The 12164-nt window shown below is 63.8% G+C and carries 9 protein-coding genes; 3 read left to right on the top strand and 6 right to left on the bottom strand.

From position 1 onward, the window contains the following. The first annotated feature begins 48 nt into the window (after window positions 1-48). The 3 genes from AC56QP_RS16245 to AC56QP_RS16235 all read left to right on the top strand — a co-directional run bounded on the left by AC56QP_RS16245 (window position 49) and on the right by AC56QP_RS16235 (window position 4215). Window positions 49-2421, top strand: coding sequence for an aldehyde dehydrogenase family protein (locus AC56QP_RS16245; protein ID WP_489858996.1), 2373 nt, complete (start codon window positions 49-51; stop codon window positions 2419-2421). Between the two features lie 190 nt (window positions 2422-2611). Beyond that, window positions 2612-3343, top strand: coding sequence for an SDR family oxidoreductase (locus tag AC56QP_RS16240; RefSeq protein ID WP_489858997.1), 732 nt, complete (start codon window positions 2612-2614; stop codon window positions 3341-3343). A gap of 26 nt (window positions 3344-3369) precedes the next feature. After that, window positions 3370-4215 carry a fumarylacetoacetate hydrolase family protein gene (locus tag AC56QP_RS16235; RefSeq protein WP_489858998.1) on the top strand — a complete coding sequence of 282 codons (846 nt, stop codon included), beginning with the start codon at window positions 3370-3372 and terminating at the stop codon, window positions 4213-4215. A 93-nt stretch (window positions 4216-4308) separates the two neighbouring features. On the opposite strand, the gene AC56QP_RS16230 is transcribed toward AC56QP_RS16235, so the two are convergent. The 6 genes from AC56QP_RS16230 to AC56QP_RS16205 all read right to left on the bottom strand — a co-directional run bounded on the left by AC56QP_RS16230 (window position 4309) and on the right by AC56QP_RS16205 (window position 12077). Continuing rightward, the gene (locus AC56QP_RS16230) at window positions 4309-5148 is read right to left on the bottom strand and encodes an alkaline phosphatase family protein (RefSeq protein WP_489858999.1); all 840 of its coding nucleotides are present in this window, start codon (window positions 5146-5148) and stop codon (window positions 4309-4311) included. Between the two features lie 83 nt (window positions 5149-5231). After that, entirely contained in the window at window positions 5232-6821 is a 1590-nt protein-coding gene (locus AC56QP_RS16225; RefSeq protein ID WP_489859000.1) for an ABC transporter substrate-binding protein, read from the bottom strand. A gap of 203 nt (window positions 6822-7024) precedes the next feature. Continuing rightward, window positions 7025-8680 (bottom strand): ABC transporter ATP-binding protein, encoded by a 1656-nt coding sequence (locus AC56QP_RS16220; protein ID WP_489859001.1) that lies wholly within the window; start codon window positions 8678-8680, stop codon window positions 7025-7027. Next, the gene (locus AC56QP_RS16215) at window positions 8680-9504 is read right to left on the bottom strand and encodes an ABC transporter permease (protein ID WP_489859002.1); all 825 of its coding nucleotides are present in this window, start codon (window positions 9502-9504) and stop codon (window positions 8680-8682) included. The genes AC56QP_RS16220 and AC56QP_RS16215 overlap by 1 nt, the downstream gene beginning before the upstream one ends. A gap of 10 nt (window positions 9505-9514) precedes the next feature. Next, the gene (locus AC56QP_RS16210) at window positions 9515-10474 is read right to left on the bottom strand and encodes an ABC transporter permease (protein ID WP_489859003.1); all 960 of its coding nucleotides are present in this window, start codon (window positions 10472-10474) and stop codon (window positions 9515-9517) included. Window positions 10475-10490: 16 nt separating this feature from the next. Next, window positions 10491-12077: an ABC transporter substrate-binding protein gene (locus AC56QP_RS16205; protein WP_489859004.1), complete on the bottom strand. Its 1587-nt coding sequence runs from the start codon at window positions 12075-12077 to the stop codon at window positions 10491-10493. Window positions 12078-12164 lie beyond the last annotated feature (87 nt).

The following is a 12164-nucleotide window of genomic DNA, read 5'->3' as shown; positions in this document are numbered from 1 at the left end:
TTCGCCGATCGACCCTCCTCACAAGGGGGAGGGTGAAGGAGGCACCTGATGAACATTCTCGACCGCTACCACGCCATGGACTACGGCCCGGCGCCGGAGGCTCGTAACGAGGCCGATGCGTGGCTCGCCGCGCGCGATTTCGGCAAGGCGCTGTTCATCGGCGGCGACTGGAAAGCCGCTTCCGGCGGCAAGACCTTCGAGACCAGCGAGCCCGCTTCCGGCAAGCTTCTGGCAAAGGTCTCCGACGCCAGTGCCGCCGATATCGATGCGGCGGTTGCGGCCGCCGCCAAGGCGCTGCCGAAGTGGTCGGCCTCCTCCGGCTATCAACGCGCCAAAGTTCTCTACGCCATCGGCCGCGCCATGCAGCGCCACCAGCGCCTGTTCGCGGTGCTGGAGTCGATAGACAACGGCAAGCCGATCCGCGAAAGCCGCGACATCGACGTGCCGCTGGCCATCCGCCATTTTATCCACCATGCCGGCTGGGCGCAGGCACTGGACAGGGATTTCCCCGGCCACAAGGGCGTCGGCGTCGTCGGCCAGATCATCCCGTGGAATTTTCCGCTGCTGATGCTGGCCTGGAAGATCGCGCCGGCGCTCGCCGCCGGCTGCACGGTGGTGCTGAAGCCGGCCGAGTTCACGCCGCTCACCGCCATCCTGTTTGCCGAGATCTGCGAGCGCGCCGGCGTGCCGAAAGGCGTCGTCAACATCGTCCAGGGCGGCCCGGAAGCCGGCGCGGCGATCGTCAACCATTCCGGCATCCAGAAGATCGCCTTCACCGGTTCTTCCGAGGTCGGCAAGATCATCAGGAAGGCCACGGCAGGCTCTGGCAAAAAGCTGTCGCTGGAGCTTGGCGGCAAATCGGCCTTCATCGTCTTCGAGGACGCCGATCTCGACAGCGCCGTCGAGGGCTTGGTCGATGGCATCTGGTTCAACCAGGGCCAGGTCTGCTGCGCCGGCTCGCGGCTGCTGGTGCAGGAAGGCATCGCCGAGGCCTTGATCGCCAAGGTCAAGACGCGGATGAGCCGGCTGCGCGTCGGCAGTCCGCTCGACAAGAACACCGATATCGGCCCGCTGGTCGATGCCACGCAACTCGAGCGGGTCAAGAGCCTGGTCGCCGAAGGCGCCAGGCAGGGCGCCGTCTGCTGGCAACCGGATGCCGCGCTGCCCTCTTCCGGCTACTACCACCTGCCGACTCTCGCCACCGGTGTTTCGCCGGCTAATATCCTTGCGCAGGAAGAAGTGTTCGGCCCGGTTCTGGCCACCATGACCTTCCGCAACACCGAGGAAGCGATCGAACTCGCCAACAACACGCGCTATGGGCTGGCCGCATCGGTGTGGAGCGAGAACGTCAATCTTGCCCTGCACGTCGCGCCGCAGCTGAAGGCCGGCGTCGTCTGGGTCAACGGCACCAACATGTTCGACGCTGCCTGCGGCTTCGGCGGTTACCGCGAGAGTGGCTTCGGCCGCGAGGGTGGGCGCGAGGGCATGTTCGAATATCTTACGGCAAAGCTGCCGCTCGGCCCGGTGATCAAACCGGCGACGCTCTCGGCGCAACCTGCCGAGCAGTCGGACGGCGACGCTATCGACCGCACGGCCAAGCTGTTCATCGGCGGCAAGCAGGTGCGGCCGGACGGCAATTACTCGATTGCCGTCGCCGCCGCCAAGGGCAAGCTGGCTGGCGAAGTGGGCCTCGGCAGCCGCAAGGATATCCGCGACGCCGTGTCCGCCGCACGCGCCTGCAAAGCCTGGCCGGAGGCCACGGCCTACAACCGTTCCCAGGTGCTCTACTACTTGGCCGAAAATCTTTCTGGCCGCGCAAGCGAGTTTGCCGCCCGCCTCATCGAGCTGACCGGCGCCAGCGCCAAGGCCGCGCGGGAAGAAGTAGATCAAACTATCGAACGACTGTTCCTCTATGCCGGTCTTGCCGACAAATTCGAGGGGCGCGTGCACCAGCCGCCGGCCCGCACCGTCACGCTGGCGCTGCACGAGCCTGTCGGCGTCGTCGGCATCGTCGCGCCCGACGCCTCGCCCCTGCTCGGCCTGATCTCGCTGGTCGCGCCGGCGCTGGCGATGGGCAACACCGTGGTCGCCGTGCCTTCGGAACGCTACCCGCTGCTCGCCACCGACCTCTACCAGGTGATCGAATATTCCGACGTCCCGGCCGGCGCCATCAACATCGTCACCGGCCGCAGCGCCGAGCTTGCCGGCGTGCTGGCCAAGCATGACGATGTCGACGGTCTCTGGGTATTCGCCGATGCCGATACCTGCGCCAAGGCGGAAGCCGAGTCCATCGGCAACCTCAAGCGCGTCTGGAGCGGCAACGGCCGCGGCCTCGACTGGGCGTCCGACGAGGCGGCTGGCGACGCCTTCCTGCGCCGCGCCGTCGAAGTGAAGAACGTCTGGGTGCCTTACGGAGACTGACATTTCCAAGGCTGTCGCAATGGTGATCGTGTTCGGGCTTGACGCCCGGATGCGTGTTCTTTAACGAGAAAAAACATCTTTATCTGTGGGCTGGCAGTGGCACAGGCCGCACATGGCGTCCGACTGGCACGTGACGCCTTGGCCAACTGCCGATAAACCCGATCGATCCAAAGCGGGCGAGGAGAACAGCATGGCGGATCTGGCAGGCAAAATCGTTGTCGTCACGGCAGCGGCGCAAGGCATCGGCAAGGCGAGCGCGCTGGCCTTCGCCAAGGCAGGTGCCGTCGTCTACGCCACCGACATCAACGAATCGCTGCTGGCGGAGCTCGCCAAGACGTCCGGCATCAAGACCCGCAGGCTCGATGTGCTCAACGATGAGGCGGTCAACGCTGCCTTTGCCGAGATCGGGGCCGTCGATGTGCTGTTCAACTGCGCCGGTTTTGTCCATTCGGGCTCGATCCTCGAGATGAAGGACGCCGATCTCGATTTTGCCTTCAACCTCAATGTCCGCGCCATGATCCGCACCATACGGGCGGTGCTGCCGGGCATGCTGGAACGCGGTGACGGATCGATCATCAACATGTCGTCGGTTGCCGGCGCCGGCAAGGGCGTGCCCAACCGGTTTGCCTATGGCGTCACCAAGGCCGCGGTCATCGGCCTGACCAAGGCGATCGCCGCCGACTATGTCGGCAAGGGCATACGCTGCAACGCCATCTGCCCCGGCACGGTCGAGAGCCCGTCGCTGCAGGACCGCATGCATGCCCAGGGGGATTACGAGGCCGCCCGCGCCGCCTTCATCGCCCGCCAGCCGATGGGCCGGCTCGGCACGCCGGAGGAAATCGCCGATCTGGCCGTCTATCTGGCCGGTGCCACCTATACGTCCGGACAGGCCTATAATATCGACGGCGGCTGGTCGATCTGAACCAATCTGACTGAGGAGAGCACTCGATGAAACTGCTGCGCTATGGCGAGGTGGGGAGCGAACGTCCCGGCCTGCTCGATGCGGATGGAACGATCCGCGATCTCTCCGCCCATGTCGCCGACATTGCCGGCACAACTCTTCATCCGGCCTCGCTGGACATGCTGTCCAGGCTCGATCCGAAGTCGCTGCCGGCGGTTTCCGGCAAGCCCCGCATCGGCGCCTGCGTTGCCGGCACGGGCAAGTTCATCTGCATCGGCCTCAACTATTCCGACCATGCCGCCGAGACCGGCGCCACCGTGCCACCGGAGCCGATCATCTTCATGAAGGCAAGCTCGGCCATTGTCGGCCCGGATGACGACGTGCTGATCCCGCGCGGTTCGTTGAAGACCGACTGGGAAGTCGAGCTTGGCGTGGTCATCGGCAAGACCGCCAAATATGTCAGCGAAGCCGACGCGCTCGACTATGTCGCCGGCTACTGTGTTTCGCATGACGTCTCCGAGCGCGCCTTCCAGGCCGAGCGGCAGGGCCAGTGGACCAAGGGCAAGAGCTGCGACACGTTCGGGCCGATCGGCCCGTGGCTGGTGACCAAGGACGAAGTGGCCGATCCGCAGAACATCAAGATGTGGCTGACGGTCAATGGCAAGACGATGCAGAACGGCTCGACCAAGACCATGGTCTATGGCGTGGCTTACCTGGTTTCCTACCTCAGCCAGTTCATGTCGCTGCACCCCGGCGATATCATCTCCACCGGCACACCGCCCGGCGTCGGTCTCGGCATGAAGCCGCCGGTGTTCTTGAAAGCCGGCGACGTGGTCGAGTTGGGTATCGAAGGGCTCGGTCAGCAGAAGCAGACGTTCAAGGCTGACGTGTAGGCGCATAGCTTCACAAGTTTGCGCCGCCCCTCACCCTAACCCTCTCCCCGTGAAGAACGGGGAGAGGGGGGCGCCAACGTCACGGCCACCCGCTCAGCTCAAGAACGGCTTCGCCTTCATCGTCGCCGGCACGGGCACCCCCAGCCGGCTCAACACCGTCGGCGCCAGTTGCAACTGGTCGAGCAGCGTGTCGGCCTGTGGGCCTTGGCCCGGGCCGAAATAATACAACGCGAAATCCTGCATCTCGTCGTCATGGCCGCCATGGTGGCCGCGATCGGTCTGGCCGTGGTCGGCGGTGACCATGACCTCGTACCCGGCTTCGATCCAGCGCGGCAGGAAAGCCGCCAGCATGCCGTCCATCGCATAGACGGCATGGTCCATCTCGTGGCAGTCGTGGCCAAAGCGGTGACCCATCGAGTCCAGCGTGCAGGTGTGCAGGATGCCATAGTCGATGCCGTGGCGCCTGGTCAGCATGGTCAGTGTCGCGAACAGGTCGACGTCGCTCGGCGTCATCTGGTTGCGGGCGTTGTAGCCCGTCATGGTGTGGAACCGGCCATGCGTGATCGGCCCGCCCGGCTGGTCGAATTCCATGTCCTCGACCAGGTCGAACGGATAGGCCCGGAAGAATTCCGACCAGTAGGAATGGGTGACGGCCCCGGTCTTGCCGCCGGCCTTGCTGACCTCGGAGAAGATATCGGGCTGCCCGACGCGGAAGCGGTTCTCGTTGGACAGGATGCCGTGCACCTGTGGCGACACGCCGGTGTGGATCGAGGCGTAGCAGCAAGCGGAGGTCGACGGCAGCACGGAGCGCATCTTCCAGACCCGCGCCTCGCCCGATTGCACCCAGCCTTCGAGATTGCCCATCAGCCGGCGCCAGTTCCTGTAAGGCACGCCATCGAGGATGATCAGCAAGAGCCTGGATTTGAGCGCCATGGGCTGCTCCATGCGGTTGTCGGTTGAAACGAACGCGCCGCGTGTCATGCGGACACGCGGCGTCTTTCAGGATAACCCTGATGTCAGGCGTTCAGCCAGCACTCAGCCAACGCATAACCATCCATCATTTCGCCGATCGGGCTCTTGGCGAAGCCGCCAATCTTGTTGGTGGCGGCGGCGTCGATGAACTGGTTGAAGAAGGGCACGATCAGTCCGCCTTCATCGCGCATCATCACCGCCATGTCGTGGTAGATCGCCTTGCGCTTGGCCTGGTCGAGCTCGCCGCGCGCCGCAAACAGCATCTTGTCGAATTCCGGCCGCTTGAACCGCGTGTCGTTCCAGTCGGCGGTCGAAACGTAGCCGGTGGAATACATCTGGTCCTGCGTGGCGCGCCCACCCCAGTAGGAGAGCGAGAAGGGCTGCTTGTTCCAGACCTCCGACCAGTAGCCGTCGCCCGGTTCGCGCTTGATCTCGATCTTGATGCCGGCCTTGGCGCAGGACTGCTGATAGAGCTGGGCGGCATCGACGGCGCCGGGGAAGGCGACATCCGAGGTGCGCAGCACGATCGAGCCGCTATGGCCGGATTTCTTGTAGAGCGCTGCCGCCTTTTCCGGATCGAATTTGCGCTGTTCGATGTCGCTGGAAAACAGCGGATAGGCTTCGTTGATCGGGAAGTCGTTACCGACCGAGCCATAGCCACGCAGGATCTTTTCCAGCATCTCGTCGCGGTCCATGGCGAGTTTCAACGCCATCCGCAGGTCGTTGCTGTCGAAGGGGGCGGTGTCGCAGAACATGTTGAACGGGTAGTAGCCCTTGCCCGACACGTTCTCGATGGTGACGCCGGGAATGCGCTTGACCAGGTCGACCACCTTGGGCTCGACGCGGTTGATCATGTGCACCTGGCCGCCCTGCAGGGCGGCCAGCCTTGCGGTCGCGTCGTTGATGACGACGATCTCGATCTGGTCGGCATGGCCCATCTTGTCGCCTTGCCAGTAATTGGCGAAGCGCTCGCCGCCATGGCGCACGCCCGGCTGGTTGACGGCGACCTTGTAGGGGCCGGCGCTGATGCCGGCATTCGGATTGTCCTTGCCGCCATTCGGCTGGATGACCAGGTGGTAATCGGCCATCAGATAGGGGAAGTCGGCATCGGCGTCGCCAAGCGTGACGATGACTTCCTTGCCGCTCGCCTTGACGCCCTTGATGTTCTTGAGGATGCCGAGGGCGCCCGACTTCGATTTCTCGTCGGCATGCCGTTCGATGGTGGCCGCGATGTCTTCGGCGGCAACGGTCTTGCCATTGTGGAATTCGATGCCGTCGCGCACCTTGATCGTCCAGGTCTTGGCGTCCTTGGCGGCGCCGATCTCCTCGGCGATCATGTTGGTCAGGCTGTTGTCCGGCATCAGCCGGACCAGGTATTCGCCCCATTGCTTGCCGAAACTGTAGGTGACCTGGCTGAGGTTGAGCGCCGGATCGAGGCTGTTGGTCGATTCACCGCCTTGCAGGCCGGCCTTGAGGATGCCGCCCTTGACCGGCGCCTGCGCGAAGGCTTTTCCCGCCAGTGTGGTTGCCAGCGCCGCTGATACGCCCAGTGCCGCGGTGCGGCCGAGGAAGTCGCGGCGCGATATCCGCCCCTGGCCGGCGAGCTCAGCGAGATGGTCGAGTTCAGTCTTCATTTTCCTACCCCCTTTGAAACAGTTTCACACGAGCGGCGCCCGCCCAGAAGGACGTGTGGCGCTGGAGTGTTGCATGCGGATGACGGCAGCCGTCTTCCCTGATCGGCGGATCAGATCCATCCCTTTGTTTCGGCGCAATTCCCTGGGGAAAGCGCTACGCGCTTTTCCCGGGAAAACCGTTCCACACTTTTCCTGGAATTGTTCTAGTTCCCCGCACTGGCCATGCGCCGTCCCTTGATCGCCTTCTCCAGCCAGCCGATCTCCATCTCCGGAACCGATGACAAGAGAAGGTCGGTATAGGCGTCGAAGGGCGGCGTCAGCACCTTGCTCTTCGGCCCATAGCGTACCACCTCGCCGCGATACATCACCGCGATCGAATCGGCGATCGACTTCACCGTGGCGAGATCATGGGTGATGAACAGATAGGCGACGTTCTCCTCCTTCTGCAGGTCGAGCAGCAGCTTGAGAATACCGTTGGCGACCAGCGGATCGAGCGCCGATGTCACCTCGTCGCAGATGATCAGCTTTGGTTTGGCGGCGAGCGAACGGGCGATGCAGACGCGCTGCTTCTGTCCGCCCGAAAGCTCGGCCGGATAGCGGTCGATGAAACCCTTGCCCATCTCGATCTTGTCGAGCAGCTCGGCGACGCGGGCGTCGCGCTGCTTGCCGCGCATGCCGAAATAGAACTCCAGCGGCCGACCGATGATGGTGCCGACGGTCTGGCGCGGGTTCATTGCCACATCGGCCATCTGGTATATCATCTGCAGCTGGCGCAGATCCTCCTTCGGCCGGTCGGCCAGCCGGTTGGCCAGCGGGCGCCCATCGAAGGTCACCGTGCCCTGTTCGGGCGGCAAAAGCCCTGTGATGGCGCGCGCCAGCGTCGACTTGCCCGAACCGGATTCGCCGACAACGGCCAGCGTCTGGCCTGGATAGATGTCGACCGAGACGTTCTTCAGCACCTTGACGTGGCCGCCGCCATAAGCGGCGGTGACGTTCTTCACCGACAGGAATGGCGTCGTGCCTGGCTTCTGTTCGGCATGTTCGATCTCATGCACCGACACCAGCGCGTTGGTGTATTCCTGGCGCGGCTCCTTGATGATCTGGCGCGTGCCGCCCCATTCGACCAGCCGGCCATGGCGCAGCACCATGATCTCGTCGGAGACCTGGGCGACGACGGCAAGGTCATGGGTGATGTAGAGCGCCGCGACATGGGTGTCGCGGATGGCGTCCTTGATCGCCGCCAGCACGTCGATCTGCGTCGTCACGTCGAGCGCCGTCGTCGGCTCGTCGAAGACGATCAGGTCCGGCTCGGAGCACAGCGCCATCGCCGTCATCACACGCTGCAGCTGGCCGCCCGAGACCTGGTGCGGAAAGCGTTCGCCGATGGTTTCCGGGTTCGGCAGGCTGAGCTTCTTGAACAGCGCGACGGCGCGCTTTTCGGCTTCCGCGCGAGTCGCCGTGCCATGCAGAAGCGTGGCCTCCACCACCTGGTCCATCAGCTTGTGCGCCGGGTTGAAGGCAGCCGCCGCCGATTGCGCGACATAGCAGACCTCGCGGCCGCGCAGCTTGCGGAAGCCGTCCTTGCCACCCTTGAGGATGTCACGGCCGTTGAGGATGACCTCGCCGCCGGTGATGCGCACGCCGCCGCGGCCATAGCCCATCGACGACAGGCCGATGGTCGACTTGCCGGCGCCGGATTCACCGATCAACCCCAGCACCTTGCCCTTCTCCAGCGTCAGCGAGACGTCGTGGACGAGGGTGATCGTCTTCGGCGGCTCGCCGGGCGGATACACCGTGGCCTCGATGCGCAGGTTGCGGATGTCGAGCAGCAGGCCAGGCTTCGCTTTGCTGTCGGCCATCACCCGCGTCCTCCCTTCAGGCTTGTCGTACGGTTGAGCACCCAGTCGGCGACAAGGTTGACCGAAATCGCCAGCATGGCGATCGCCGCCGCCGGGATCAGTGCGGCCCCGATGCCGAAAACGATGCCGTCCTTGTTTTCCTTGACCATGCCGCCCCAGTCGGCATCCGGCGGCTGTACGCCAAGGCCGAGGAAGGACAGCGTCGACAGGAACAGCACGGCATAGATGAAGCGCAGGCCGAGTTCCGAAACCAGTGGCGACAGCGCATTGGGCAGGATCTCGCGGAAGATGATCCAGGCGCTGCCTTCGCCGCGCAATTTGGCGGCCTCGACATAGTCCATGACGTTGATGTCGACGGCCACCGCTCGCGACAGGCGATAGACGCGGGTCGAGTCGAGAATGCCCATGACCAGGATCAGCGTCACCAGGTTGGTCGGCAGCACCGAAAGCACGACGAGGCCCATGATCAGCGTCGGGATCGACATCAGGAGATCGACAAGACGCGACAGCAGCGTGTCGTACCAGCCACCGAACACCGCCGCCGAGAAGCCGAGTATGGCGCCCAGCGAGAACGACAGCGCGGTGGCCAGCACGGCGATGAACAGGGTGATGCGGGCGCCGTAGATCATGCGCGACAGCAGGTCACGGCCGAGATTGTCGGTGCCGAGCCAGTGCGCGGCTGACATCGGTTCCCAAACGTCGCCGACGATCTCGCCATTGCCGTGCGGTGCGATGAAGGGCGCGAAGATCGCCGCCAGGACGAACAAGGCTGTCAGTATTATGCCGATCAGCGCCGGGATGGGAATGCGTTTGATATCGAGCATACCCGCCCCCTTACTTTGGATGCCGAAGGCGCGGATTGGCGACGATCGCCGCTATGTCCGCAATGATGTTCAGCCCGATATAGACGGCGGCGAAGATCAACCCCACCGCCTGCACCACCGGCACGTCGCGCTTGGTGACGTGGTCGACGAGATATTGTCCCATGCCGGGATAGACGAAGATCACTTCGACCACGACAACGCCGACGATGAGATAGGCGAGGTTGAGCATGACGACATTGATGATCGGCGCAATCGCGTTGGGGAAGGCATGCTTGCGGATGACGTTGAAGGCCGACAGGCCCTTCAGTTCCGCCGTCTCGACATAGGCCGACTGCATGACGTTGAGGATCGCCGCGCGCGTCATGCGCATCATGTGGGCCAGCACCACCAGCGTCAGTGCCGTCGCCGGCAAGGCGATCGCCTGCATGCGCTCGCCGAACGGCATGCCGTCATAGACGGTCGAGATGCCCGGAAAGATCTGCCATTTCACGGCAAAGAAATAGACGAGCACGTAGCCGATGAAGAATTCGGGGAAGGAGGTCGACGCGAGCGCCAGTCCGGAGATCAGCTTGTCGACCCAGCCGTTGCGGTAGCGCACCGCGATCAGGCCCAGGATGATCGCCAGCGGCACCGCGACGATCGCCGCCCAGAAGGCGAGGAACAGTGTGTTCCACAACCGTCCCTTGATCGATGTGGCGATATCCTGCCCACTCGACATCGCCGTGCCGAGGTCGCCGGTCACCACGCCGCCGAGCCAGCGGAAATACCTGATATAGGCCGGGTCGTTGAGCCCGAGCTGCTCGCGCAGATTGGCGAGCGACTCCGGCGTCGCCGATTGTCCGAGAATGGCTTGCGCGACGTCGCCGGGCAGGATCTGGGTGCCGGCGAAAATCAGGACCGAAACGGCCAGCAGCAGGAGAATGCCCAGCGCGATGCGCTGGGCAATTAGCTTCAGAATGGGTGATGACATATCCGCAAAGCCGGGCTCAAGCCTGGAGCCAGCACTTCGCCAGGGCGTAACCGTTCATCAATTCCTGATGCGGATCATCGACCCAACCGTCGACCTTGGCGCCGGTCGCGTCGATGAACTGGTTGAACATCGGCAGGATCAGACCACCCTCATCGCGCACCATGACGGCCATGTCGTGGTACATCGCCTTGCGCTTGGCCTCGTCGAGCTCGGCGCGCGCCGCCAGCACCATCTTGTCGAAATCGGGACGCTTGAAGCGCGTGTCGTTCCAGTCGGCCGTCGACAGATAGGCGGTCGAATACATCTGGTCCTGCGTCGAGCGTCCGCCCCAGTAGGAGGCGCAGAAGGGCTGCTTGTTCCAGACTTCCGACCAGTAGCCGTCGCCCGGCTCGCGCTTGATCTCGAGCTTGATGCCGGCCTTTGCCGCACTCTGCTGGAAGAGCTGCGCGGCGTCGACGGCGCCGGGGAAGGCGACATCCGAGGTGCGCAGCAGGACCGAGCCGTCATGGCCCGACTTCTTGTAGTGGAATTTGGCCTTGTCGGGATCGTACTTGCGCTGCTCGATCTCGGTGAACAGCGGGTAGGCCGCGTTGATCGGGAAGTCGTTGCCGAGCGAGCCATAGCCGCGCAGGATCTTGTCCAGCATCTCCTCGCGGTCGATCGCCAGCTTCAGCGCCATGCGCAGATCGTTGTTGTCGAACGGCGCCGTGTTGCAATGCATGATGAAGACGTAGTGGCCGGGACCGGAATGATTGCGGATGGTGACGCCGGGCAGACGCTTGATCAGGTCGACGATCTTCGGCTCGACGCGATTGATCATGTTGACCTGGCCGCCCTGCAGGGCCGCCGTGCGCGCGGTTGCGTCGTTGATGACGATGATCTCGATCTGGTCGGCATGGCCCATCTTGTCGCCCTGCCAGTAGTTGGCGAAGCGCTCGCCGCCATGGCGCACGCCGGGCTCGTTGGTGGTGACCTTGTAGGGGCCAGCCGAAATGCCGGCATCGGCCTTGTCCTTGCCGCCATTGGGCTGGACGATCAGGTGATAGTCGCTGAGCAGGTAGGGAAGATCGGCATTCGGCTCCTTCAGCGTCAGCACGACTTCCTTGCCGTTGGCCTTGATGGTCTCGATGCCCTTCATGTAGCCGAGCGCGCCGGACTTCGACTTTTCGTCCGAATGGCGCTCGAGCGTGGCGGCCACGTCCTCGGCGGTCACCGTCTTGCCATTGTGGAATTCCACGCCGTCGCGGATCTTCAGCGTCCACACCTTGGCGTCGTCGGATGAGCCGATTTCCTCGGCGATGCGGTTCTCGAGCTTGCCCTCCGGCGACAGCTCGACGATCATTTCACCCCACATCTTGCCGAAGGCGAACGGCACTTGCGTCATGAACAGCGCCGGGTCGAGACTGTTGGTGGATTCGCCACCGACCAGGCCGGCCTTGAGCGTGCCGCCCTTGACCGGGCCAGCCGCGCGCGCCGCACTTGAAAGCAGCGAGTTGGCGAAGGGCGCAGTGACACCGAGCGCCGCCGCCCGGCCGAGAAAATCACGACGGCTCAGTTTGCCCGACGCGACACGCCGGCTTAGGAATTCCAGTTCGTTTGACATGTTGAGTTCCTCACTCTGTTGGTTCGACTCTGCGGCCGATTTTCTTGTTTCTTATGAGGAGAATAATGACCGCAAGGGAAAGCGGTA

Source organism: Mesorhizobium sp. RCAM 05104, from assembly GCF_059683645.1.
Note: the sequence above shows the minus strand (reverse complement) of the source record. Positions and strands in the feature narration are given on the sequence as shown.